The following is a 25,684-nucleotide window of genomic DNA, read 5'->3' as shown; positions in this document are numbered from 1 at the left end:
TGAGCGACCCGGGCCGCGGAGCAGCCCTTCAGCTGAGGTCTTCCTCGCCGATCCGGTGGACCCGGATCAGGTTGGTGGAACCGGGGGTGTTGGGCGGCGATCCCGCCACGATCACGACGATGTCGCCGACGTGATAACCGGGAATCTTCAGCATGGCCTCGTCGACGAGCCGGACCATCGCGTCGGTGGTCTCGACGGTAGGGGTGAGGAACGTCTCCACCCCCCAGGTCAGCGCCAGCTCGTTGCGGGTGGACTCCAGTGGGGTGAAGGCCAGCAACGGCAGCGGGGTGTGCAGGCGGGAGAGCCTGCGGACGGTGTCGCCGGACTGGGTGAAGGCGACCAGCGCCTTGGCCTCGAGCCGCTCGCCGATGTCGCGAGCCGCGTACGACAGCACGCCGCGCTTGGTCCGCGGGGTGTGCGTCAGCGGCGGCGCGGCGACGGAGTCGTTCTCGACCGCACTGATGATCCTGGCCATCGTCCGGACCGTCACGATCGGATACTTGCCGACCGAGGTCTCGCCGGAGAGCATGACGGCGTCGGCACCGTCCAGCACGGCGTTGGCGACGTCGGAAGCCTCTGCGCGGGTGGGCCGCGAGTGCTCGATCATCGACTCCAGCATCTGCGTCGCGACGATGACGGGCTTCGCGTTCTCCCGGGCGATCTGCACGGCGCGCTTCTGAACCAGCGGGACCTGCTCGAGCGGCAGCTCGACGCCGAGGTCGCCGCGAGCGACCATCACCGCGTCGAAGGCCAGCACGATGGCCTCGAGGTTGGCGACGGCCTCCGGCTTCTCCAACTTGGCGATCACCGGGACGCGGGGGGCGCCGACCCTGTCCATCACCTGGTGGACCAGGTCGATGTCCGACGGTGAGCGGACGAAGGACAGTGCGATCAGGTCGACACCCAGCGACAGCGCGAACTCGAGGTCCGCGATGTCCTTCTCGCTCATCGCCGGCACGGACACGTTCATGCCCGGCAGCGAGATGCCCTTGTTGTTGGAGACCGGGCCACCCTCGGTGACCTTGCAGCGCACGTCGTTGCCACTGACCTCGGTGACGACCAGCCCGACCTTGCCGTCGTCGATCAGCAGCCGGTCGCCGGGACGTGCGTCGTTGGCCAGGCCTTTGTAGGTGGTGGAGACACGGGTCTCGGAACCGGTGATGTCGTCGATGGTGATGACGACATCCGAGCCGGTGGCCCAGTACGGGGAGAGCCCGTCCTCGAACCGACCGAGGCGGATCTTCGGGCCCTGCAGATCCGCGAGGATGCCGACCGCGCGACCGGTCCGCTTCGCAGCAGCGCGCACGTGGTGGTGGACCGAGGCGTGATCCTCGTGCCGTCCGTGCGAGAAGTTCATCCGGGCCACGTCCATCCCGGCATCGACGAGAGCGTCGATCTGTTCCTGGGAGGAAGTGGCGGGGCCAAGGGTGCAGACGATCTTCGCGCGGCGATCCATGACACCCAGCGTAGCGGTACGTGGTGGCCGTCTCTGAATCGGTTCACCTCCGCGTCGGTCTGGGCGGTTCCGTCGTGGGTTGCGGGGCTCGGTGTGGGTGGGGCGCATTCCGATGCGTCGCAAGAGAGCCCTCCGAGGGCCACAGCCGACACGCGAGCATGCGCCGCGCGATTGGGCATGCGCCGCACCGCTTGCGCATGCGCGGGGGGCCTCGACCGGCTCGTCCGCGACCACCCCAGCCGCTGCGCATTCCGGTGTGCCGCGAGAGAGCCTTCCGAGGGTCACAGAAGACACGCGAGCATGCGCCGCACCAATCCCGCATGCGCCGAGAACAGGCGAACCAGCTCAGCGCAGGGCTGCGGCAGACGGCTCGACGGGATCCGGTAGCGCGGTCCGGCCGGTCAGGTAGCGGTCGATCCCGGCCGCGGCCGAGCGCCCCTCGGCGATCGCCCAGACGATCAGCGACTGCCCGCGTCCGGCGTCGCCCGCGACGAACACGCCCGGCACGTTGGTGGAGTACTCCTCGTCCCGGTCGATGGCACCCCGCCCCGTGACGCCGAGCCCGAGTTCGGCGACGAAACCGTCCGTCTCCGGTCCGGTGAAGCCCAGCGCCAGCAGCACCAGATCGGTCTGCAGGTGCTTGTCGGTGCCGTCCGAGGTCAGGAACCCACCAGGAACCCGCTGTCCGGCAACGAGGTTCAGCCCGCTGACCCGTCCGTCGACACCCTCGAACGAGGTCGAGTTGACGCCGAACACCCGCTCGCCGCCCTCCTCGTGCGCCGCCGCCACCCGGAGCATCAGCGGGTACACCGGCCACGGGGTCGATTCGTGCCGGATCTCCGGCGGCCTGCCGTGGATGTCGAGCTGGGTCACCGACGCGGCGCCCTGGCGCAGCGCGGTGCCGTAGCAGTCGGCGCCGGTGTCGCCGCCGCCGATGATCACGACATTCCGGCCGGCCGCGTCGATCTGCAGCGAGTCGGCCGTCCCCTCGACGAACTTGTTGGCTCCCACCAGGTATTCCATCGCCAAATGGATGCCCTCCAGGTGGCGTCCTTCGATCTCCAGTTCGCGACCGACGGTTGCGCCGGTGGCGATCAGGACCGCGTCGTGCTGCTCGCGCAGCTCGTCGATGCTCGCGTCGATGCCGATCTTGCAGTTCGTCACGAACCGCACTCCTTCTGCGACCAGCTGCTCGAGCCGGGCGTCCAACACCGAGGAGTCCATCTTGAACTCGGGGATGCCGTACCGCATGAGCCCGCCGATCCGGCCGTCCCGCTCGTACACCGTGGCAGCGTGACCGGCGCGGACCAGCTGTTGCGCAGCGGCGAGACCGGCCGGGCCCGAGCCGATGACGGCCACCGAGAAGCCGGTGCTCCCGACCGCGGGATGCGGCGCCAGCCCGCCGCTGCGGACTGCATGGTCGGCGATCTGCTGTTCGACGACCTTGATGGACACCGGGTCGTCGCCGATGCCCAGCACGCACGAGCCCTCGCAGGGCGCCGGACAGAGCCGCCCGGTGAACTCGGGGAAGTTGTTGGTCGCGTGCAACCGGTCGGAGGCCTCGTCCCAGCGCCCGAGGCGGACCAGCTCGTTCCACTCCGGGATCAGGTTGCCGAGCGGACATCCGTTGTGGCAGAACGGGATCCCGCAGTCCATGCAGCGAGCCGCCTGCTGCTGGGTGTCTGTCTCACCGAACGGCTGGTAGACCTCGCGCCAGTCCTTCAGGCGCAGCGGGATCGGCCGCCGGGTGGGGGTCCGCCGGGGGTGCTTGAGGAAACCACTGGGATCAACCACGCACGTCCTCCATGATCAGCGCATCGGCATCGCGGCCGGACGAGGCCGCGTCGGCGGTGATCCGCAGGACGCGCTTGTAGTCCCGCGGCATCACCCGCAGGAAACGGTCAGCGGACGGTGGCCAGTCGGACAACAACCCGCGGGCGATCGGCGAACCGGTGCGCTCCGCGTAGGTGTGGATGACGTCGCCGAGCCACACCAACTCGTCCTCGGCCAGTGGCTCCAGCTCGACCAACTCGTTGTTGATCAGTGCGGGATCCGGGTCGAGCAGGTAGGAGATCCCGCCGCTCATCCCGGCGGCGACGTTGCGCCCGGTCGGACCGAGCACCACGACCCGTCCGCCCGTCATGTACTCGCAGGCGTGGTCGCCCGCGCCCTCGCAGATCAGCAGCGCTCCGGAGTTCCGGATCGCGAACCGCTCCCCCACGATCCCGCGCAGGAACAGCTCACCCGAGGTGGCTCCGTAGCCGATGGTGTTGCCTGCGATGACGGTCGGTTCGAGCCGCAGATCCGTCGGGCTACCCGGCGCGGGACGGACCGTGATCCGGCCGCCGGACAGACCCTTGCCGACGTAGTCGTTCGCATCGCCGCGCAGATCGAGCGAGATGCCGCGCGGCAGGAACGCGCCGAACGACTGACCGGCGGTGCCGGTCAACCGGACGTCGATGGTGCCGTCCGGCAACCCGTCCGGCCCGAACCGCCTCGTCACCTCGGAGCCGAGCATGGTGCCGACCGTCCGGTCGACGTTGCGCACACCGTGCTCGATGCGCGACGGGGTCGCGTGCTCGAGCGTGGCGCTCGCCTGCTCGATCAGCCAGTGGTCCAACGACTTCGAAAGATCGTGCGGTCGCGGCGTGAGGTTGTGCAGCGGCGAGTCGACGTCGGCGACCTCGAGCAACGGCGCGAGGTCGAGTCCGCCGGCCCGCGCATGGTCGAGCACCGGCGAGGTGCGCAGCAGCTCGGCGTGACCCACCGCCTCCTCGATGGTCCGCAGGCCCAGCTCCGCGAGGAACCGACGCACCTGCTCCGCCAGGTAGAGGAAGAACGTCTCGACGAACTCCGGCGTGCCGGTGTACCGCTCGCGCAGGACGGGATTCTGGGTGGCGATCCCGACCGGACAGGTGTCCAGGTGACAGACCCGCATCATCACGCAGCCGGCCACCACCAGCGGCGCGGTCGAGAAGCCGAACTCCTCGGCGCCGAGCAGCGCGGCCACGATCACGTCGCGGCCGGTCTTCAGACCGCCGTCCACCTGGACGCGCACCTGTTCGCGCAACCCGTTGAGCCGCAACGTCTGCTGGGTCTCCGCGAGACCCAGTTCCCACGGCTGACCGGTGTGTTTGATCGAGGTGAGTGCTGCCGCACCGGTGCCGCCGTCGTAGCCGGCGACGATCACCGTGTCGGCGTGCGCCTTCGCCACACCGGCCGCAACCGTACCGACACCCGGCTCGCTGACCAGCTTCACCGAGATCCGGGCGCGGGGGTTCGCGTTGCGCAGGTCGTGGATCAGCTGCTTGAGATCTTCGATGGAGTAGATGTCGTGGTGCGGCGGCGGGGAGATGAGGCCGACACCGGTGGTGGCGTGCCGGGTGGAGGCGATCCAGGGATACACCTTGTGGCCGGGAAGTTGGCCGCCCTCACCGGGTTTCGCTCCCTGGGCCATCTTGATCTGGATCTCGTCGGCGTTCACCAGGTACGCACTGGTGACGCCGAAGCGACCCGACGCGACCTGCTTGATCGCCGACCTCCTGGTCGGATCGAGCAGCCGCTCGACGTCCTCGCCGCCCTCACCGGTGTTCGACTTGCCGCCGAGCCTGTTCATCGCGATGGCCAGTGTCTGGTGCGCCTCGATCGAGATCGAGCCGTAGCTCATCGCGCCGGTGACGAACCGCTTGACGATCTCGGTGGCCGGCTCGACCTCGGCCAGTGGGATCGCCGTGACCTCGTCGGTCCGGAGCTCGAACAGACCGCGGAGGGTGGCGCCGTCCCTGGCCAGCCCGTCCACCGCGTCGGTGTAGCGCTGGAAGACGTCCTCCTGCTTGGACCGGGTGGCGTGTTGGAGCAGGTAGACCGTCTCCGGGTTGAACAGGTGGATCTCGCCCTCACGGCGCCACTGGTAGTTGCCACCGACCTCCAGCCCGCGGTGCTCCCTGGCGGTCTTGACCGGCAGGTGCGCCAGGGCGTGCCGGGCCGCGACGTCCGCGGCGATCACGTCGAGATCGGAGCCGCCGTCGAGCCTGGCGGTGCCGGAGAAGTACTCGCTGATCACGGATTCGGCCAGACCGAGCGAGGCGAACACCTGCGCGCCGGTGTACGAGGCGATGGTGGAGATGCCCATCTTGCTCATCACCTTGAGCACGCCCTTGCCGAGCGCGTAGACGATGTTGCCGATCGCGGTGCGCGCCGACGTGGTGCCCAACAGCCCGCTGTGGGCCATGTCCTCGACGGTCTCCAGCACCAGGTACGGGTTCACCGCGGCCGCGCCGAAACCGAGCAGCAACGCCACATGGTGGACCTCGCGGGCGTCACCGGACTCGATCACCAGCCCGACCTGGGTGCGGGTCTTGACCCGGACCAGGTGCTGGTGGATCGCAGAGGTGAGCAGCAGTGACGGGATCGGCGCCCGGGTCGCGTCGGAATCACGATCGGACAGGATCAGGATCCTGGCGCCGGCGGCGATGGCGGCGTCGGCATCGCGCCTGCACTGCTCGATCGCTTCACGCAGCCCCTCCCCGCCGCGGGCCACCTCGTAGAGGCCGGCGATCGTCGCGGAGGCGAACCCCGGCATGTCACCGTCGATGTTGATGCCGATCAGCTTCGCCAGGTCGTCGTTGTCGATCACCGGGAACGGCAGCGTGACGTGCCGACACGATGCAGGAGTCGGATCCAGCAGGTTCTTCTCCGGTCCGATGACGCCGCCGAGGGACGTGACGACCGCCTCCCGGATCGCGTCCAGCGGCGGGTTGGTGACCTGCGCGAACAGCTGGGTGAAGTAGTCGAACAGCAGTCGATCCCGGCCGGACAGCACGGGTTCGGGGGTGTCGGTCCCCATCGAACCGTTCGCCTCGGCGCCGGTGGTGGCCATCGGGGTCACCAGGACCCGCAGGTCCTCCTCCGTGTAGCCGAACACCTGCTGACGGCGCAGCACCGCATCGTGCGCGGCAACGACGTGCTCACGGGCAGGCAGGTCGGCCAGGTCGATCACGCCGGCGTGCACCCACTCGCCGTACGGCTGTTCGCCGGCGAGTCCGGCCTTGACCTCGTTGTCGTCCAGCACCCGTCCGGCTCGGGTGTCGACCAGGAACATCCGGCCCGGCTGCAGCCGACCCTTCTCGACCACCCTGCTCTCCGGGATCGGCAGCACGCCGGCCTCGGAGGCGAGCACGATGACGCCGTCGTCGGTCCGCCACCAGCGCCCCGGGCGCAGGCCGTTGCGATCCAGCACCGCTCCGAGCAGCCGGCCGTCGGTGAAGGTCACACAGGCCGGACCGTCCCACGGCTCCATCAGGGAGGAGTGGAACTCGGCGAAGGCCCGCACCTCGGGGTCCATCGTCGCGTTGTTCTCCCACGCCTGCGGGATCATCATCATCATCGCGTGCGGCAGCGACCGGCCGGTGAGGTGCAGCAGCTCGAGCACCTCGTCGAAGGACGCAGAATCAGACCCGCCGTCGGTGATCACGGGGTACAGCCTGGTCAGGTCGCCGGGGATCAGATCGGTGGCCAGCAGCGCTTCCCGGGCGCGCATCCAGTTGCGGTTGCCGCGAACGGTGTTGATCTCGCCGTTGTGGGCGATGAAGCGGTACGGATGGGCCAGTGGCCAGGCCGGGAAGGTGTTGGTCGAGAAGCGTGAGTGGACGATGGCGATCGCGCTGATGACCCGCTTGTCCCGGATGTCCGGGAAGAACGCGGGCAGCTGCTCGGTGGTCAGCATGCCCTTGTAGACGAGGGTGCGGCTGGACAGCGAAGGGAAGTAGACACCGACGCCCGCCTTCTCGGTCTCGTGCTCGATCCGCTTGCGGGCAGCGAACACCAGTCGGTCCAGGGCGATGCCGAACGGACGGCGACCGCGGTCGTCCGCGGGTGCGGCGACGAAGAGGTGCTCGAAGACCGGCATGACGTCCAGCGCCATCTGCCCGACGCCGGAGGAGATCGGCTCTGTCGGGACACCGCGCCAGCCCAGCAGCTCGATGCTCTCCTCGGCGAGGATGCGGGTGATGATCGTCTTCGCTTCGGCGCGGGCCGCGTCGTCGGTCGGCAGGAAGGCGATCCCGACGGCGAAGGACTCGCCATCGGGATCTGCGTCCGCGGCCGGATCAGGGTTCGCGGTCGGGAGTTCGAAGTCGCAGACGGCTCGCAGGAAGTCGACGGGGACCTGGATCAGGATGCCGGCGCCGTCACCGACTGCCGGGTCGGCGCCGGCAGCGCCGCGGTGGTCGAGGTTGATCAGCGCGGTGACGCCGTCGGCGACGATGCGGTGGCTCCGTCGTCCTGCAATGTCCACGACCGCTGCGACACCACAGGCGTCACGCTCGAAGCCGGGGTCGTACAGACCCTGGCGGCCGGGGAGAGCCGAATACTGCACGGCGGACCTCCGCATCATCTCGTCAGCTACCGGGCAGCACTGCCCGGGCTGTGACGTCGTCGCAACTGTCGGGCGCGACGACGAGTTCGGTGGTGACCGGCAGGCTGGCACCGCTGGGTGCGAAACGCCCGGACCGGCCTCAGGGGTACGGACGCGGTGCGGGTTCTCCGCTCCGCCCCTCGTCACCCGTGGGTCGACCAGGACGGCGATGACCTGATGTCCAGGAGATTACAGGAGAAGCACAGGCTGACCCGCCATGCCGGACTCAGCTGCCCACGATGTGGGAACTCAGTCCCTGCTGGGGCCACCGGGCGCTGCAGCTCCTGAATCGTCGCCGGCGCCGCGTTCGACCACATCCTTGCTGATCACGACGGTGGTACCGGCGTCCTGGCGAGGCGGTCCGGCGGTGTCGACAGTGGTTGCTGCGGGTTCCGGATCGACCTCGGATGCGTAGTCCACATCCTGGGAACCGGGCTCCGTCGGCAGGTCGCCGTCAGGATCCGGGAGGGCTCCCTGCTCACCGGCGTGCGGGGCACCGTCGGTGTTCGTTGCATCGATCTGGACGTCATCCGCACCCCCTGTCCCGGCCACCAGTACCGGGTCCTCGCGTTTCACGCCTCGCCGGGCAATCAGGAAGATGACGGCGAGTACGAACACCACGATCGAGACGACGATGTTCACCCGCAGACCGAAGACCATGGTCCGTGCCGGATCGATCCGGAGGGCCTCGATCCAGACCCGACCGGCGGTGTAGCCGGCGACGTACAGCGCGAACACCCGGCCCCCACCGAGTCGGAACCGCTTGTCCGCCCAGACGATCAGCGCGGCGACCAGCAGGTTCCACAGCAACTCGTAGAGGAATGTCGGCTGGTAGGTGCCACACAACACCTCGGGGGTGGCCTTGATGTAGGTGGTGCTGAACTCCGGGGCTCCCCCACCGGGAAAGATGCAGGCGTCGACCGCGGCAGGCACTCCATCCGGTGTGCGGGCGAAGACCTCCAGACCCCAGGGCAGGGTGGTCAGCGAACCGAACAGCTCCTGGTTGAAGTAGTTGCCGAGCCGGCCGATGGCCTGCGCCACGATCAGCGGTGCAGCGAGCGCGTCGGCGACCGGCGCCATCGGGATCTTGTAGTGCCTGCACCCCAGCCAGAGACCGACCGCGCCGAGGGCCACCGCGCCCCAGATGCCCAGCCCGCCCTCCCAGATGGCGAACGCCTTCCACGGGTTCCGACCGGCCCCGAAGTACAGCTCGTGATCGGTGATGACGTGGTACAGCCGGCCACCGACCAGTCCGAAGGGGACGCACCAGACCGCCAGGTCGCCGATCCGGCCGGGGGCTCCGCCGCGTGCCACGTAACGCTTGCCGCCCCAGATCACCGCGATCACGATCCCGGCGATGATGAACAAGGCGTAAGCACGCAGGGCGAGCGGCCCGACGTACCAGACACCTCGGGACGGTGACGGGAACGACGCCAGCAGCGGTGTGGTGACCAGGGAGCGGAGCTCGAGCACGCGGGAACATCCTCACGGGGCCCCGGTTCGGCCCCCTCGTCGAACAGGGTCAGCGTCAGGCGGACGGTGCGTGACGGCGCCGCACGCCGATGGCGAGCTCGCCGGCCAAGCCTGCCACAGCTTCGACCCCACCACGCTCCGCGGCACTGACGAATGCGGACCCGACGATCACGGCATCCGCGAACTCGGCGATCTCCGCCGCCTGTTCGGCAGTCCGGACACCCAGCCCGACGCCCACGGGGATGTCGGAGACCTGGCGGCAGCGGGCAACCAGGGCGGGTGCGTCGGAGGAGACGTGGTCGCGGGCACCGGTCACGCCCATCACCGATGCGGCGTAGAGGAAGCCCCGGCTTGCCGCGCTGGTCAGCGCGATCCGCTCCAGTCCCGACGACGGGGCGACGAGGAAGATCGGCGCGACACCGGCGCTCTCGCAGGCGGCCCGCCAGCCATCGGCCTCGTCGACGATGAGGTCGGGGGTGATGACGCCGGCGCCGCCCGCTGCGGCCAGACCGTCAGCGAATCGCTGGAGCCCGTAGGCCATGATCGGGTTGAAGTACGTCATCACGACGGCCCGGCCACCGACGGCGGTGACCGACTCGACGATGGAGAACAGGTCGGCGATCCTGGTGCCGTTCGCGAGCGCCTGCTGCTGGGCTGCCTGGATCACCGGGCCGTCCAGTACCGGGTCGGAGAAGGGCATGCCGACCTCGACCAGGTCGCACCCGCCCGCGATCATCCCACCCAACAGGGCCTTGGAGCCTGCGACGTCCGGATACCCGGCGGGCAGATAGCCGACGAGCGCCGCCCGGCCCTCCGAGCGGGTCTGCGAGAACAGCGCCTCCAGGGTGTCGACCCCCGAGATCGCGGCTGGTGCACTCACAACTGCTCCCCTACGCCGCTCCCCGGCTCGTCCGGGGTCGGCTCCGCCGGGTCGTGGTAAGGAACCGCGTCCGGTTCGCCGAGGTGGAACCACTCCATCGCGGTCTCCATGTCCTTGTCGCCGCGGCCGGACACGTTGATCAGCACGATCCCGCCCGGTCCGATCTCGCGTGCGACATCCAGCGCGCCGGCGACCGCGTGGGCCGACTCGATCGCCGGGATGATCCCCTCGGTGCGGGCCAGCAGCGCGAGCGCGTCCATCGCGCGGGTGTCGGTGATCGGGACGAACTCGGCCCGACCGATCGAGGCCAGGTGCGCGTGCTCGGGCCCGACGCCCGGATAGTCCAGACCAGCCGAGATCGAGTGCGACTCGATGATCTGACCCTCGTCGTCCTGCAGCAGGTAGCTGCGGGCGCCGTGCAGCACGCCGACCGAACCGCCGGAGATGGTCGCCGCGTGGCGACCGGTCTCGATGCCGTCACCGGCTGCTTCACAGCCGACCAGCCGGACTCCCGGGTCGTCGAGGAAGGCGTGGAAGGCGCCGATCGCGTTGGATCCGCCGCCGACGCAGGCGACCACAGCATCGGGCAGACGTCCGGTGAGCTTCTGCACCTGGACCCGCGCCTCGAGGCCGATGATCCGCTGCAGGTCGCGGACGATCATCGGGAACGGATGCGGGCCGGCTGCCGTGCCGAAGATGTAGGACGTGCCGGCGACGTTGGTGACCCAGTCGCGGAATGCCTCGTTGATCGCGTCCTTCAGGGTGGCCGAACCGGTGTCGACCGGGATCACCTTCGCCCCGAGCAACTTCATCCGGGCGACGTTGAGTGCCTGCCGCTCGGTGTCGACGCGGCCCATGTAGATCGTGCAGTCGAGGCCGAGCAGCGCCGCGGCGGTCGCGGTGGCGACACCGTGCTGACCGGCGCCGGTCTCGGCGATGACCCGCTTCTTTCCCATCCGACGGGTGAGCAGGGCCTGGCCGAGCACGTTGTTGATCTTGTGGCTGCCGGTGTGGTTCAGATCCTCGCGCTTGAGCAGGATCCGCGCACCGCCGACGTACTCCGTCAACCGCTGCGCGTCGGTGACCGGGGAGGGGCGTCCGGCGTAGGACTCGGCGAGGTTGTCGAGCTCGGCGAGGTACTCCGGATCGGCGCGGGCCTTGTCGTAGGCGTCGGCGACCTCGTCGAGTGCGGCGACCAGGGCCTCCGGCAGCCAGCGACCGCCCATCTCGCCGAAATAGCCACGGGCGTCGGGATCGTGCGGGGTCCCGGTCAGTGCCTCGGACATCCGCGGCAGACCGTCGGTCCGCGGAACTCGTCCGGTGATCGATGACGTCATGGTCAGCGGCCGGGCCGGGGGCAGGACGGATGGGACCCGGCTGTCACCAGGTCGGCGACGGCTGCTCGCGGATCTCCGCTGGTCACCAGACCTTCGCCGACGAGCACTGCGTCTGCGCCGGCGCCGGCATAGGTGAGCAGGTCGGCGGTATCGCGGACGCCGGATTCCGCGATCGTGATGACGTTGCTGGGCAGCCCTGGCGCGATCCTGGCGAAGACGTCGCGGTCGATCTCGAGCGTCTTGAGGTTGCGCGCGTTGACGCCGATCACGGTGGCTCCCGCTTCCAGCGCGCGATCGGCCTCCTCCTCGGTGTGCACCTCGACCAGAGCGGTCATCCCGAGGGATTCCACCCGCTCGAGCAGACCGTGCAGCACGGGCTGCTCCAGCGCGGCGACGATCAACAGTACGAGGTCGGCGCCGTGTGCCCGCGCCTCGTGGATCTGGTACGGCGTGACGATGAAGTCCTTGCGCAGGACAGGGATGTCGACGGCGGCGCGGACGGCGTCCAGGTCGGCGAGGGAGCCGCCGAACCGGCGTTGCTCGGTGAGCACCGAGATCGCCCTGGCCCCACCGTCCTCGTAGAGCGCGGCGAGCTTCGCGGGATTCTCGATCGTGGCCAGGGATCCCTTGCTGGGGCTGGCGCGCTTGACCTCGGCGATGACGCCGACGCCTGGTTCACGAAGGATCTGCAGGACCGGGAGCGGTGCGGGAGCGGACCGTGCCCGTTCCTTGATCCGGTCGAACGGAACGGCTGCCTCACGCTCGGCCAGGTCTTCGCGCACACCGGCGATCAGGGCGTCGAGAACGCTCACGAATCTCCTCCCGCCTGCTCTGGTGCGCTCGATCGACGAAAGGTCAGCTTGGCAGTCATCGGCTCGAGCACGGGCTCATCGGTGGGCTCAGCGTACCGGCCCGGTGAGGTGCGAAATGCCATCCGGTGGCCCCCGCCACGGTGCTCGCAGGCACGGCCGAAGGATCATCGCGTGGCACGCTCCGGGCCGTCGGGCCCGGTCGGATCGCGGCCTGCGTCGAGCCCCTTCCACAGCAGCGCCGCGTCGTCCTCCGGATGCGACTGCCGGGGGCGATCAGCGGCGTCGGAGCCGGTCGCGGTCGGAGCCGCCGACCCGGAGCCGGCCGACGCACCGGGTCGTTCGAACCGGGCGCCCATCCCGCCGGCTCCCCTGCGCAGCAGGATCACCACTCCGGCCGCCACCAGCAGAACACCGCCGAACACCGCCAGCGCAGGTCCCCACCCGATCAGTCCTGCCGCCTGAACCCCGGCGGCCTCCGGATGTCGCGCCAGGATCACCGACTGCGGGCCGTCGGCGGCCGTGGCAACGGCGACCCAGCCGATGGCCACGCCGATCACGCAGATCGACCCTCCGATCACCCGGCGCACGACCGTCGAGCGGGTTCCGGCGGCGGCCGCCCAGCCGGCGATGGCCGCCAGGGCGAACACCATCAGTGCCGGCGCAGCCGCCGACCCGGTGACGGTGTCGCGCTGCTCGCCCAACAGGGGTCGGGTCCAGGTCACCGACCACCAGCGCACCAGGGCGCCGGCAGCGACCAGCAGCACACCCAGCGGTAGCAGCAAGCCTCGGATCCGGCGCACGACCCTCACCCGGCCGGTGTGGGGCGGGCGGTCGCACTCGGTGTACTCGGCGAACCCTGCCTACTCGGCGGCCGGAACGTGCCGGCTGCAGCCACCGCGTTCAGGGCAGCAGCGGCCTTGTGGCGACACTCCGCGTCCTCCGATGCCGGGACGGAATCCGCCACGATCCCGGCGCCCGCCTGGACGTACGCCGTCCCGTCGGCGATCAACGCAGTGCGGATCGCGATCGCCGTGTCCGCGTCGCCCGCGAAGTCCAGGTAGCCGACGACCCCGCCGTACACCCCCCGCCGGGCAGGCTCCAGCGTCTCGATGATCTGCATCGCCCGCGGTTTGGGGGCACCGGACAACGTCCCTGCCGGGAAGCAGGCCGTCAGGGCGTCTACCGCGGTGTGCTGTTCGTCCAGGGTGCCGGTGACGGTCGAGACGATGTGCATCACGTGGCTGTAGCGCTGAAGAGTGAAGAACTCGGTGACGTTGACGGTCCCGGCGGCACACACCCGGCCGAGGTCGTTGCGTCCGAGGTCGACCAGCATCACGTGCTCACTGCGTTCCTTCTCGTCCGCGAGCAGATCCTTGGCCAGCAGGGCGTCGTCCTCGGCGTCGACACCGCGCGGCCGAGTGCCGGCGATCGGGTGCATGGTGACGTGCCTGTCCCGCACGGTCACCAACGCCTCCGGGGACGAGCCGACGATCGAGATCGCCTCGCCGCCCCGGGCGCCGTCCGCTGGGGTCGGCACGGTGAGCAGGTACATGTACGGACTCGGGTTCGTCGCGCGCAGGACCCGGTAGATGTCCAGCGGCGCGGCGTCGGTCGGGGTGTCGAAGCGCTGCGAGACGACGATCTGGAACGCGTCACCCGCGCGGATGTGTTCCTGCGCAGCGGAAACAGCCGCGTGGTAGTCCTCGGCCGAAGTGCGGCGGACGACTTCGGGGACCGCCGGCCGGAACGTGGCCGCCGGCAGGGATGCCGGCCGCTGGAGGGTCGCCGTCATCCGCTCGACCCTGGCCACCGCATCGGCATAGGCATCGTCCTCCCGATCGGTGGAGTCGTCCCAGTTGATCGCGTTGGCGATCAACGTGACGGTGCCCTCGTGGTGGTCGAGTGCCGCCAGGTCCGCGGTCAGCAGCATCACCAGTTCGGGGACGCGCAGTTCGTCCGGGTTGGGCACCGCGTCACCGGTGGTGATGCGCTCCAACCGCCGGACGATGTCGTATCCCAGATAGCCGACCAGGCCGCCGGTCAGCGGCGGGAGGCCGGCGAGCGGCTCGGTCTGCAGTCCGGCGAGCGTCTCCCGCAACACCTGGAGCGGGTCGCCCTCCAGCGGCACACCGGCCGGCGGATCACCGATCCAGCTGGCCGCACCGTCGACCTCGGACAGCGCTCCGGCACTGGCCACACCGACGAAGGAGAACCGCGACCAGGAGCGGCCGTGCTCGGCCGATTCGAACAGGAACGTCCCCGCTCTCCCCTGCGCCAGTGACGCGTACAGCCCGACCGGCGTGAGGGTGTCGGCCAGCAACCGGCGCGTCACCGGGATCACCCGCCGGCCCCCGGCGGCCAGCGCCGCGAACTCCTCGCGGGTCGGGTGGATCTCGCCGAGGGGTGCAGGTGCGCCGGACATGGTTCCCCATTCTGCCCGTGGTCGGAGGGTCCGGATGACGGCCCCGCCGGCGATCGAGCGCAGCGGGTGAGCCGAACGCACTGTCCGTCACTGCCGGCTCTACGGTGATCGGGTGCCTACCGAGCAGCTGACCGTTGACGTGCTGATCCTGGAGCGGATCTGCGCCAGGGGCTGGCCGGGCATCGAGCAGTGGTGGCACGGCGACTGGTTGCTGCGTGCCGGCCACGGCTTCACCGGTCGGGCGAATTCGGTGCTGGTGCTCGGGCATCCCGGGGCCGCGTTGCCGACGGCGATCCAGGCCGTCCGTGCCTGGTACGCAGCCCGGAAGCTGCCCCCGCGGTTCCAGCTGCCGACCGGAGCGGTCGGCCCCGCGCTGGAGGAGATCGATGCGGAACTGTTCGATCGCGGATGGCAGCAGTTCGACGACGTGGTGGTCCTGGTGGCGGACGTGCGCTCGGTACACGACCAGCTCCCCCCACCGGCGGCCGGCCTGCGGGTGACGATCGACGAGCTCCCCGACCCGACCTGGTTGTCGTTGTACGAGTACCGCGGGAAGTCGTTGCCACCCACCGCGATCGAGGTGTTGCGCGCCGGAACCTCGCCGTTCTTCGTCACCCTCCACGAGGGCGCCGACCCGGTGGCCGTCGCCAGAGGATGTGTCACCGACGGTTGGGTCGGGATCACCGCCGTTACCGTCCCCTCCCGGTTCCGGCGACGTGGCTTCGGCACCGAGGTGCTCCGGGCCGCGATCAACCGGTCGGAGGTGCTCGGAGCCCAGCGGGTCTACCTGCAGGTGTCCCGGGACAACTCGGGTGCGCTCGCCCTGTACGGCGGTCTCGGGTTCGTCGAGCACCACGGCTATCACTACCAGGACCTGCCGTGATCGCGACGGCTACGGTGAGCCGATGACCAACCCGCTCGACGCCTGGATGGCAGCACTGACCCCTGAGTCGTTGCGCGCCAGGGGATCCATGAAATGGACCACCGTCGAGCCTGGTGAGATCGGCGCGTTCATCGCCGAACTCGACACCCCGATGGCGACCTGTATCCGCGTAGCGCTCGCCGACGCGCTGGACAGTGCGCACACCGGGTACCTGGGACCGGCGCTGAGTTCCGGCGTGAGCTCGGCCTGTGCGCAGTTCCAGCACCGCCGATACGCCTGGGACGTCGATCCCGCTCACATCGTGGTCGTCCCGGACGTGCTGGGCGCGCTGCAGCTCACCATCCGCGAGCTCGTCGACGAGACCACGACGATCGTGGTGCCGACGCCCGCCTACATGCCGTTCCTGGATCCGGTGGTCACCGGACAGAACCTCGTCACGGTGCCCATGAGCCTCGTCGACGGTCGGTGGCGGATGGATCCCACCGAGCTGCAGCTCGCCCTCACCGGCGGCGGTCTGCTGGTCCTGGTGAATCTGCACAACCCGACCGGCCAGGTGGCCACTGCCGCCGAGCTGGCGGAAATCGCAGACATCGTCGAGCGAACCCGCTCGACCGTGTTCGTCGACGAGATCCACGCGCCGCTGGTCTACGAGGGCGCCGTCCACGTGCCCTATGCCTCGCTCTCCCCCGCCACGGCGCAGCACTCGGTCACCGCGGTGTCCGCCTCCAAGGGCTGGAACCTGCCCGGTCTGCCCTGTGCCCAACTGATCCTGACATCGGAACGTCATCGCGGAACCGCCTCATGGTGGACCCCGATCCAGCTGCACGGCGCCACCCCGCTGGGCGCGATCGCCACCACTGCGGCCTACACCGACGGCATCGAACACCTGGACGCGATCGTCGAGTATCTGGATCGCGGGCGCGCGCTGTTCGCCGCGGGCCTCGCCCACGCGCTTCCGCTGGTGCCCCACCATCCCCCGGAAGCGACCTACCTGCAGTGGCTCGACCTGCGGCCGATGGGCATCGAGCCGGCCGCGGTGCGCGAACGAACCGGAGTCTGGGGCACTCCCGGGCAGGAGTGCGGCACAGCGGGGTTCCTGCGGCTCAGCCTGGGCACCCCGCACCACATCATCGAGGACGTCCTCGCACGGCTGGCCCTCCTCGAGTACCAGACGTGACCGACCGACTCTGGCAACGCGAACCCGAAGTGGTGGATGCCCGCCGTTCCACGCTGGCCATCCTGGCGGCCTCGCAGATCTTCGGCGGGATCGGCTTCGGCGCCGGGCTGAGTGTCGGGATCCTGCTCGCCGAGGAGGTCACCAGTTCCGAAGGGTGGGCGGGCCTGGCGCGCACCAGCACCACCATCGGCGCTGCACTGCTGGCGATCCCGCTCGCCGCGGTGGCGATCCGCGCCGGACGTCGGGCCGCCCTCGGCGGCGGTTGGGTACTGGCGGCGCTCGGATCCGCTCTGCTGGTCCTTGCGGCACAACCGGTCGGCCACCAGGTCGCGACCGTCGCACTCGTGGCCGGGATGACGTTGGCCGGCGCAGGCAGCGCGGTCAGCCTGCAGAGTCGTTTTGCCGCAACGGATCTCGCCGAGCCGACGCGTCGCTCACGGGACCTGTCGCTGATCGTCTGGGCGACCACCGTCGGTTCGGTCCTCGGACCGAACCTCGGGACCCCGGGGGAGGCACTGTCCCGGGCGCTCGGGATCGCACCGTTCGCCGGCCCGTTCGTGATCGCGACCGTCATGCAGCTCGTCGCGGCCGGTCTGCTGTTCTCGCTCCGGGTCGACCCGCTCACGCTGGCCCGCCGGTTCACCACGATCGTCGGTGCGGTGCCGACCCGACCACGGTTGCGCCAGACGTTGCACACCGCCTGGTCGGTACCGTCGTCGCGGCTCGCGCTGATCGCGATCTGCGCGGCCCACACCGTGATGGTGAGCGTGATGACGATGACGCCGGTGCATCTGGAACACCACGGTTTCGGCGTCACCGTCGTCGGGGTCACGATCTCGCTGCACGTGCTCGGGATGTACGGACTTTCCCCGGTGTGGGGCGCTGCGGCCGATCGGTTCGGCCGGGCAACGTTGCTGACGACGGGGGCGGTCGTCCTGCTGTGCGCCGCTGCGGTCGCCGGCTGGTCCGGCGGGGCCGCCGTCCCGGTGACCATCGGCCTCGTGCTGATCGGCCTGGGCTGGTCGATCGTGATGATCGCGGCGTCGACGTTGCTGACCGAGGCTCATGCCGAGGCGGACCGGGCTCGGGTGCAAGGGCTTTCCGACGCGGCGATGAATGCCTGCGCAGCCATCGGGGCCGCAGGATCCGGGCCGCTGCTCGGGCTGATCGGCTTCGGCGGCCTGAACCTGATCGCCGCATTCGTGGTGGTGGCGGCGGTGGTCCTGGCAGCTTCGACCGGATCGCTGCGGGCTGTGCGTCGGGCGCCGCTGCTCGGGTGAGCGTGGCTCGGCCGAGGGTGCGTGCCATCGCGCTTCGGCGGGCGGTCGATACAGTGCCCGGCTGGCCGGGTTCAGGATTCGCGGTGCCCGCAGGCCCGAACCACCAACCCGGCTGCACTGATGAGTGACCGTGCGGGTGTGTCCTCCACGACCCGATGCACCAGAAGTGCGCGCATTCCGACTGTCCTGGCTCCCTCGACATCGACGTTGGGGTTGTCACCCACCATCCAGCTGTCGGGGGAGGCTGCACAGATGCGCTGGGCCAATCGGAAGATCTCCGGATCCGGCTTCTCGACCCCGAGTGCCGCGCTGGTGAGGGTCCGCCAGAGGTACGGCTCAAGGCCGAGATCGGCGACCAGTTGCGGAAGCTCGGGTGCGTGATTGCTCAGCACGACATTGTGCAGACCTGCTCGGACCGTTGCCCGCAGCGCTGCGACCGCGCCGGGCAGCACGGACCAACTCCGGGGCCGGTAGTAGATCTGTGGGACTGCATCCGCAGCGCGAGCCGCGGTCGAATCACTGATCCCGGCGTGCCGACATGCATCGCGAAGGACGGTCGACGTGGCGCTCCACCACGCTGATGCACTGGGGTAGAACCGAAGCCCGCTCGGACCGTGGTCGGGAAACCCCTTGTCGACAACGGCGGCCAACTCATCGACAGAGGTCCCACCGGTCGGGTCGACCTCGTGCACTGCTTCGAGAAGAATGCTCGCCCAGGTGCCCTCACGAGAGGCAAGGGTGCCGTCGAAGTCCCAGAACACCGTGCAACTGCTCATCTCCGGACCCTGATGCGTCGCAGAAGAACCTCGATGCCCTCCGGAGAGCCGAATGCCACCCGGATTGCATCCTCGTCAAGCTCCGGCGGCTCGAATCCGTCGAGGTGATCTCGCAGAACCCGGTCGGCAACATCAGGTCTCACCGGGTCCGACCGATTCACCGCGTGTCTGGCTGCGGACACCTCGATCGGAGTGTCCAGATACACCAGCGTCACCGGGACAGCCGCTTCGCGACCCACATCCCGCCACCGGTCACGCAAGAACCGCGGCGAGCTGGTGTCATCGACGACCACCGATCTGCCGGCCAGCAATTCGGTCCGGGTCCTGTCGTGCGCGATCTCGTGGGTGCGCCCCCATTCCGTCAGCGGGATCCCTGCCCCACTGCTCAGACCGCGCTCCGCATTGAGGTGGTCCAACGCGATCACCGTTGCCGGCAGGGCATCGGCCAACTGACGAGCGAGGGTGCTCTTTCCGGAGAGTGACCGTCCGCACAGCACCACGATTTCCTGGTCTCTGCTGTTGGACGGGCGCTGCTGTTGGACGGGCGCTGCTGTCGGACGGGCGCTGCTGCATGCGACGTAGTCTGCCGCAGAGCGATGTGTTGAGCATCGGCAATTCGAGCCGAGGCGCAGCTCGCCGGCATCCGACAGATGCCCGCCACCCTCCAGAGGCCCCAGCGGCATCATCGTGATGCTCGCGGAGGAGCTCCCAGCAAGTGACGGGTGTCGGCAACGATCACCCCGAACTCGGTACTCCTCGCCCCAACGCCAACGCAGATCCGTTCCACCGCAACAGATCACGAGCCTCAGAGAACCGCGTCGACCGCCCGCGCCAGCACGCGCCGCAGAGTGCCCGCGTCCAGCGGGACCGCGGAACTCACCTGCTGCAGCGCCAAGCCGTCGACGAGAGCCAGCAGCAGGGTCGCGCGCTCGACGGCCGCGCGTCCGCCCAACACGGCGGCCAACTCGGCGCGCAACTCGGACAGCAACGCGGACTGGACGGCCGCCAGCGTCGGGGTGCTGGCCGCTCGGGCCGCGAAGGCCAGATAGACCCTGGCTTCGCGGTCCCGCTGGTCGTCGAGCGGCAGCAGCTGACCCAGCACCCGCGCGATCCGCGCGGCCTGGGTACCGGCCGTCGACACCGCCGCCACCCGGTCACGGGTTGACTGCACCATCCGCTCGAACGCTGCGAGCAGCAATGCGTCCTTGGTGCCGAAATGGTGCTGAACCGTACCGATCGAGACCCCGGCAGCAGTTGCCACCTCACGTACCGAGACGGCGTCGAGGCCCCTCGCAGCCGTCAGATCCAGGACGACGTCGGCCAGTTCGTCCCGTCGATCCACGGCGCGCCGTGCGGGCCGAGGTGATGGCGCTGTAGCACTTGTCATGGTCGGCACAGTGTGTACCATACAGCCGTATGACGCAATCATACGATCGTATGGCTCGCCCACTGCGACGCAAGGCCATTCCACTCCTCGTTGCATCCCTGATCCTGCTCCTACCGGCCTGGATCGACTGGTTCGTGAACGGCGGCACGATCGCCGGAGCGCCCTATCCCGTCTGGTTCGCCCTGGTGCTGCTGGGCAACGTGGCACTCACCATGGCCGGCCCCCACTGGAAGCGGCGTCTCGTGCTGGTGGTGCAGCGAGCGCTGATCAACCCGCTGGTGCGATTGTCCCTGCACTGTCGGGTGCCCATGGGCTGGGCCTTGCTGCGCACCACAGGCCGGCGCACCGGGCGGGTCCGCTCCGTCCCGGTCGGGAACGGGCGGGTCGGTGATGTGCTGTGGGTGATCGCCGAGCATGGCAACCGGGCCGGCTACGTGCACAACATCCGGGCGGAACCGCGGGTCGAGGTGCTGATCCGTACCCGGGGCCTGCGGATGGAGTGGATCGCGGGTCACGCGACGGTGCTCGACGCCGACGATCCCCATGCGCGACAACGACTCTTCGCCGGCTGGCAGCACCCGGTCCGGCTGCTCAATGCGATGATCGTCCGGGTCCTGGGAACCGACCCGCTGACGGTCCGGGTCGACCTCGAGCCATCCGACACCGACACCGACACCGACACCGACACTCACGTTCTGGTGGGCGCGGACGGGTTCGAACCGCCGACCGCCCGGGTGTAAACCGGGTGCTCTTCCGCTGAGCTACGCGCCCCTGATGTCCTGCAGCCGGCAGTACCGGCGGTGTCGAACGGGCTACAGGGTAACGGCCCGGCGTCCGATCCCGCGAACGCCCGAACCGGTCCGGATCAGACGGGCAGGATCAGACAGGCAGGGCGTCGATCGCGCGCTTCCAAGCAGCCTGGTCCCGCGGTTCGCCGGGTCCGTTGACCTCGGCGAAGGCGATCCGGCCGTCGACACCGACCAGGAACGTGCCGCGGACCGCCATCCCGGCCTGCTCGTGGAAGCTGCCGTAGGCCTTCGACACGGCGCCGTGCGGCCAGAAGTCGCTCAGCAGCGGGAAGTCGAACCCCTGCGCCTCGGCCCAGGCCTTGAGGGCGTAGGTCGGATCGGTCGAGATGGCGAGCACCTGGACGCGGCCGTTCTGGAAGGTCTGCAGCTCGTCGCGCACTGCACACAGCTCGCCGGTGCAGATGCCGGAGAAGGCGAACGGGTAGAAGACCAGCAGCACCGCCTTCTCGCCGACGAACGACGAGAGGGTGACCGGCGTTTTGGCGGGATCGGGCAGGGTGAAATCGGGCGCGATGTCGCCCACGGAGAGGGTGATGACGGGCTCCTCGGTCGATGGACGCAACTCAGTGCGGCAGATCGGTACCCCAGATCAGTGAGGCAGCTCAGTGCCGCAGATCGGTACCGCAGCTCAGTGCCGCGGCCGAGTGCCGCAGCTCAGTGCCGCGGCTGACGCGGTGCGCGCGGGCGGGACAACCGGGTGATCATCCAGTCCTGGGTGCCGCCGACGCTGGTGGTCTGGGACATCCCAGCGGTCTGCGCCGCCTCCGAGATGTCGCTGGACTCGACGTAGCCGTCCCGACCGGTCTTCGGGCTGATCAACAGGATCGCCCCGTCGTCGGCCAGCAGCGTCAGGCTGTCCACCAGCGCGTCGGTGAGGTCTCCGTCGGCGTCGCGCCACCAGAGCAGCCCAGCATCCACGACCTGGTCGATCGACTGGTCATCGAGATCGATGAGTTCTTCGCCGGTGAAGTCGGCGACCGCGTCACGCAGATCGTGATCGACGTCCTCGTCGTATCCCATCTCCCCCACGATGTCGCCCTGGGTCAGTCCCAGTCGGCCGACGATCGCTTCCACCTCGGTGGAGCCTGCGCCCACGTCTATCCAGTCCCTTCGATCCCGCAACCCCGGACGGGCGGCGGACGGTTGACCGGGGCACGGCGCCCGGGGCTCCGCGGTTCCGGCTCTCGCACACCCTAAGCGTGCAGGGTGCCCCGACGGAAGTCGGCCCGGCGTCGCGGCGGTGCCGGGATGGGGGACAATGGACACCGAGAGCAGTTCGGCGCGAACGACCCCGTTGGTTACCCACCAGTAGGGCACCGCCGCCACGGGTTGCCTCTCGTACTGTCCGCCATCACGCCCGCCGCCACGATCGCAACCCTGATCGACGTGCCGGAGCCGACACAGTTCGGCTCCGACCTGGCAGCCGGGTCACGATCCAGGGGCCACCGGCGATCACCGGGTCCGGCCCCGGGGTGACGAGGAGATCCCTTGGCCGAGTCCGTGCCTTCCGTGTCCGTAGCTTCCATCTCGCAGAACGGCAGTCCCCGCGTCGGGGGAGCCACCGTCGGCGACGGCCCCGAGCTGCACACCAGCCTGATCGACGGCCTGGCCGCGCAGCTGCCCGATCTGGATCCGGAGGAGACCGAGGAATGGTTGGACTCCTTCGACTCCCTGGTGTCCACCGGTGGTCGGCAGCGCGCCAGGTACCTGATGCAGCGATTGCTGGCCAGAGCCCGTGAGCAGCACGTCGGCCTGCCTGCGCTGATCACCACCGACTACCTCAACACCATCCCGACCTCGGCGGAGCCGGTCTTCCCGGGCGACGAGGAGATCGAGCGGCGCTACCGGGCCTGGATCCGCTGGAACGCGGCCGTCATGGTGCACCGTGCGCAGCGGCCCGGGATCGGGGTCGGCGGGCACATCTCCACCTACGCCAGCTCCGCGAGCCTGTACGAGGTCGGCTTCAACCACTTCTTCCGCGGCAAGGACCATCCGGGAGGCGGCGACCACATCTTCTTCCAGGGTCATGCCTCCCCCGGCATGTACGCCCGCGCCTTCCTGGAAGGCCGACTGTCCGGCAATGATCTGGACGGTTTCCGTCAGGAGGCCAGCCATCCGGGCGGCGGCATCCCCAGCTACCCGCACCCGCGCCTGATGCCGGACTTCTGGGAGTTCCCCACCGTGTCGATGGGGCTCGGCCCGATGAACGCCATCGCCCAGGCCAGGGTCAACCGATACCTGCACCACCGCGGGATCAAGGACACCAGCCAGCAACACGTCTGGGCGTTCCTGGGTGACGGCGAGCTGGACGAACCGGAATCCCGCGGCCTGATCCACGTCGCCGCCGTCGACGGTCTGGACAACCTGACCTACGTCATCAACTGCAACCTGCAGCGGTTGGACGGTCCGGTGCGCGGAAACGGCAAGATCATCCAGGAGCTCGAGGCATTCTTCCGCGGTGCCGGCTGGAACGTCATCAAGGTCATCTGGGGCCGTGAATGGGACTCCCTGCTGCGCGCCGATCGTGACGGCGCCCTGGTGAACCTGATGAACTCCACCGCCGACGGTGACTACCAGACGTACAAGGCCAACGACGGTGCCTACGTCCGAGAGCACTTCTTCGGACGGGATCCCCGCACCAAGTCGATGGTGGCCCAGATGTCGGATGCCGACATCTGGAACCTCAAGCGCGGTGGTCACGACTACCGCAAGGTCTATGCCGCGTACCAGGCTGCCACCGAGCACGTCGGTCAGCCGACGGTCATCCTGGCCAAGACCATCAAGGGCTACCACCTGGGCTCCTCCTTCGAGGGTCGCAATGCGACCCATCAGATGAAGAAGCTGACCCTCGACAACCTGAAGTCCTTCCGCGACGAGCTGCACATCCCGGTGACGGACGCCCAGCTGGACGAAGATCCCTACCAGCCGCCCTACTACCACCCGGGTGATGCTGCCGCCGAGATCGCCTACCTCAAACAGCGTCGTTCCAAGCTGGGTGGCTTCATACCCTCGCGTCGGGTCACCGCACCCGCGCTGGCCGATCCGGACGCCAAGGCGTTCGAGGGTGTCCGCAGGGGCTCCGGCAAGCAGGAGGTCGCCACCACGATGGCGTTCGTCCGCCTGGTCCGCGACCTGTTCAAGGACAAGGCGATCGGCGACCGGATCGTGCCGATCATCCCGGACGAGGCCCGCACCTTCGGCATGGACGGGTTCTTCCCGACGCAGAAGATCTACAACCCCTCCGGCCAGCTCTACACCGCCGTCGACGCCAATCTCATGCTGGCGTACAAGGAATCCGAGCAGGGCGTCATCCTGCACGAGGGCATCAACGAGGCCGGTTCGGTGGCGACGTTCACCGCAGTGTCGACGGCGTACGCGACGCACGGCAAGCCGATGATCCCGATGTACATCTTCTACTCGATGTTCGGGTTCCAGCGGACCGGCGACGGCCTGTGGGCCGCGGGCGACCAGATGGGTCGCGGCTTCGTCCTCGGCGCGACGGCCGGCCGCACCACTCTCACCGGTGAGGGCCTGCAGCACGCCGACGGTCACTCGCACCTGCTGGCCGCGACCATGCCGCACGTGGTGGCATACGACCCGGCCTACGGCTACGAGATCGCCCACATCGTGAAGGACGGCCTGCGCCGGATGTACGGCGAGGGCGGGCGCGACGAGCAGCACCCGCACGGCGAGGACGTCTTCTACTACATCACCATGTACAACGAGCCCTACCAGCAGCCGGCGGAGCCCGAGGGTCTGGACACCGCCGGGCTTCTCAAGGGCATGTACCGGCTCGCTCCGGCCGCCGAGACCGACGGGCGGGCGCGGTCCCAGTTGCTCGCCTCCGGTGTCGGGGTGCGCTGGGCCCTGGAGGCCCAGGAACTTCTCGCGACGGACTGGAACGTCGCGGCCGACGTCTGGTCCGTCACCAGCTGGACCGAGCTGCGCCGGGACGCCGAGGTCATCGAACGGGCCCGGCTGCTGGATCCGGCCGGCGACCACGGCACCCCGTACGTGACCAGCGCGCTGCAGGACGCGCCCGGTCCGGTGGTCGCCTCGAGCGACTACCAGCGCGCGGTGCAGAACCAGATCGCACCCTGGGTGCCCGGCGACTACGTGGCATTGGGAGCGGACGGCTTCGGCTTCTCCGACACCAGGGCCGCAGCCCGCAGGCACTTCCTCATCGATGGGCCGTCGATGGTCGTGGCGACGCTGTCGGCGCTGGAACGACGCGGCGAATACCGCGCGGGGGCGGCGGCGGAGGCTGCCGAGAAGTACCAGCTGTCCGACGTGACCGCCGGTACCTCCGGCAATGCCGGCGGCGAGTCCTGAGCCGTCGGTGATCGCACCGCGGTGGACGTGGCGGGTGGCTCCCGAGAGGGAGCTGCCCACCACGACCCTTCTCCGGCCGGACGTGTGCCGTCCATCCATTGGTGACGATGTGGTCACGGTCTGCCTCCGGGAGGCCCCGAGACCTCCCCAAACGTCCTGCGCGAGTTGTACCTTCACGCGTGTTGTCCCCCCACGTCTCCGGTCTTCGTGCCGGTCGGGAGACAGCCGTCCGGATGGGCAGGTCA

General features: G+C 69.3%; 19 protein-coding genes and 1 tRNA gene. 5 read left to right on the top strand and 15 right to left on the bottom strand.

Annotated elements, in window-relative coordinates:
• Positions 1-28 precede the first annotated feature (28 nt).
• From pyk to ABLG96_RS09710, 9 genes are all read right to left on the bottom strand, one after another.
• A complete protein-coding gene (gene pyk / locus ABLG96_RS09750; RefSeq protein ID WP_353651133.1) occupies positions 29-1,456 on the bottom strand; it encodes a pyruvate kinase in 1,428 nt (475 codons plus the stop codon).
• Positions 1,457-1,801: 345 nt separating this feature from the next.
• Positions 1,802-3,250, bottom strand: coding sequence for a glutamate synthase subunit beta (locus tag ABLG96_RS09745; RefSeq protein WP_353651132.1), 1,449 nt, complete (start codon positions 3,248-3,250; stop codon positions 1,802-1,804).
• On the bottom strand, positions 3,243-7,832 hold the full coding sequence (gltB, locus tag ABLG96_RS09740; RefSeq protein ID WP_353651131.1) for a glutamate synthase large subunit: 4,590 nt from the start codon (positions 7,830-7,832) through the stop codon (positions 3,243-3,245). Before gltB ends, ABLG96_RS09745 begins: the two co-directional genes overlap by 8 nt.
• 288 nt (positions 7,833-8,120) lie before the next feature.
• The gene (gene lgt / locus ABLG96_RS09735; RefSeq protein WP_353651130.1) at positions 8,121-9,344 is read right to left on the bottom strand and encodes a prolipoprotein diacylglyceryl transferase; all 1,224 of its coding nucleotides are present in this window, start codon (positions 9,342-9,344) and stop codon (positions 8,121-8,123) included.
• 55 nt (positions 9,345-9,399) lie between these two features.
• On the bottom strand, positions 9,400-10,206 hold the full coding sequence (gene trpA / locus ABLG96_RS09730; protein WP_353651455.1) for a tryptophan synthase subunit alpha: 807 nt from the start codon (positions 10,204-10,206) through the stop codon (positions 9,400-9,402).
• Positions 10,207-10,220: 14 nt separating this feature from the next.
• Positions 10,221-11,510 carry a tryptophan synthase subunit beta gene (gene trpB / locus ABLG96_RS09725; RefSeq protein ID WP_353651129.1) on the bottom strand — a complete coding sequence of 430 codons (1,290 nt, stop codon included), beginning with the start codon at positions 11,508-11,510 and terminating at the stop codon, positions 10,221-10,223.
• 53 nt (positions 11,511-11,563) lie between these two features.
• Positions 11,564-12,373, bottom strand: a complete 810-nt coding sequence (gene trpC, locus ABLG96_RS09720) for an indole-3-glycerol phosphate synthase TrpC (RefSeq protein WP_353651128.1) — start codon at positions 12,371-12,373, stop codon at positions 11,564-11,566.
• A 164-nt stretch (positions 12,374-12,537) separates the two neighbouring features.
• Positions 12,538-13,173, bottom strand: a complete 636-nt coding sequence (locus ABLG96_RS09715) for a Trp biosynthesis-associated membrane protein (protein WP_353651127.1) — start codon at positions 13,171-13,173, stop codon at positions 12,538-12,540.
• 5 nt (positions 13,174-13,178) lie between these two features.
• Entirely contained in the window at positions 13,179-14,795 is a 1,617-nt protein-coding gene (locus ABLG96_RS09710) for an anthranilate synthase component I (RefSeq protein ID WP_353651126.1), read from the bottom strand.
• Positions 14,796-14,907: 112 nt separating this feature from the next.
• Between ABLG96_RS09710 and ABLG96_RS09705 the strand changes: the two genes are divergently transcribed.
• The 3 genes from ABLG96_RS09705 to ABLG96_RS09695 are packed head-to-tail and all read left to right on the top strand — an operon-like array spanning position 14,908 to position 18,135.
• Positions 14,908-15,678 carry a GNAT family N-acetyltransferase gene (locus ABLG96_RS09705; RefSeq protein WP_353651125.1) on the top strand — a complete coding sequence of 257 codons (771 nt, stop codon included), beginning with the start codon at positions 14,908-14,910 and terminating at the stop codon, positions 15,676-15,678.
• 22 nt (positions 15,679-15,700) lie between these two features.
• Positions 15,701-16,855, top strand: coding sequence for an aminotransferase class I/II-fold pyridoxal phosphate-dependent enzyme (locus ABLG96_RS09700; RefSeq protein ID WP_353651124.1), 1,155 nt, complete (start codon positions 15,701-15,703; stop codon positions 16,853-16,855).
• Complete coding sequence (locus ABLG96_RS09695; protein WP_353651123.1) at positions 16,852-18,135, top strand: MFS transporter; 1,284 nt, start codon at positions 16,852-16,854, stop codon at positions 18,133-18,135. The genes ABLG96_RS09700 and ABLG96_RS09695 overlap by 4 nt, the downstream gene beginning before the upstream one ends.
• A gap of 71 nt (positions 18,136-18,206) precedes the next feature.
• On the opposite strand, the gene ABLG96_RS09690 is transcribed toward ABLG96_RS09695, so the two are convergent.
• The 3 genes from ABLG96_RS09690 to ABLG96_RS09680 all read right to left on the bottom strand — a co-directional run bounded on the left by ABLG96_RS09690 (position 18,207) and on the right by ABLG96_RS09680 (position 20,298).
• Entirely contained in the window at positions 18,207-18,911 is a 705-nt protein-coding gene (locus tag ABLG96_RS09690) for an HAD family hydrolase (RefSeq protein ID WP_353651122.1), read from the bottom strand.
• The gene (locus ABLG96_RS09685; protein WP_353651121.1) at positions 18,908-19,408 is read right to left on the bottom strand and encodes an ATP-binding protein; all 501 of its coding nucleotides are present in this window, start codon (positions 19,406-19,408) and stop codon (positions 18,908-18,910) included. Before ABLG96_RS09685 ends, ABLG96_RS09690 begins: the two co-directional genes overlap by 4 nt.
• A 308-nt stretch (positions 19,409-19,716) precedes the next feature.
• Positions 19,717-20,298: a TetR family transcriptional regulator C-terminal domain-containing protein gene (locus ABLG96_RS09680; protein WP_353651120.1), complete on the bottom strand. Its 582-nt coding sequence runs from the start codon at positions 20,296-20,298 to the stop codon at positions 19,717-19,719.
• A 29-nt stretch (positions 20,299-20,327) separates the two neighbouring features.
• Between ABLG96_RS09680 and ABLG96_RS09675 the strand changes: the two genes are divergently transcribed.
• Positions 20,328-21,038 (top strand): nitroreductase/quinone reductase family protein, encoded by a 711-nt coding sequence (locus ABLG96_RS09675; RefSeq protein WP_353651454.1) that lies wholly within the window; start codon positions 20,328-20,330, stop codon positions 21,036-21,038.
• Here the strand turns inward: ABLG96_RS09675 and ABLG96_RS09670 are convergent.
• The 3 genes from ABLG96_RS09670 to ABLG96_RS09660 form a co-directional block, all read right to left on the bottom strand.
• Positions 20,995-21,069, bottom strand: a tRNA-Val gene (locus tag ABLG96_RS09670). The genes ABLG96_RS09675 and ABLG96_RS09670 overlap by 44 nt on opposite strands.
• Before the next feature lie 108 nt (positions 21,070-21,177).
• Positions 21,178-21,642, bottom strand: coding sequence for a peroxiredoxin (locus ABLG96_RS09665; protein ID WP_353651453.1), 465 nt, complete (start codon positions 21,640-21,642; stop codon positions 21,178-21,180).
• A gap of 119 nt (positions 21,643-21,761) precedes the next feature.
• A complete protein-coding gene (locus ABLG96_RS09660) occupies positions 21,762-22,202 on the bottom strand; it encodes a DUF3052 domain-containing protein (RefSeq protein WP_353651119.1) in 441 nt (146 codons plus the stop codon).
• Between the two features lie 486 nt (positions 22,203-22,688).
• Here ABLG96_RS09660 and aceE point away from each other — a divergent pair, with 486 nt between their 5' ends.
• Positions 22,689-25,439 (top strand): pyruvate dehydrogenase (acetyl-transferring), homodimeric type, encoded by a 2,751-nt coding sequence (gene aceE, locus ABLG96_RS09655; RefSeq protein ID WP_353651452.1) that lies wholly within the window; start codon positions 22,689-22,691, stop codon positions 25,437-25,439.
• Positions 25,440-25,684 lie beyond the last annotated feature (245 nt).

This window comes from Nakamurella sp. A5-74, from assembly GCF_040438885.1.
Classification (GTDB): domain Bacteria; phylum Actinomycetota; class Actinomycetes; order Mycobacteriales; family Nakamurellaceae; genus Nakamurella.
This window is presented reverse-complemented; position numbering and strand designations above follow the sequence as displayed.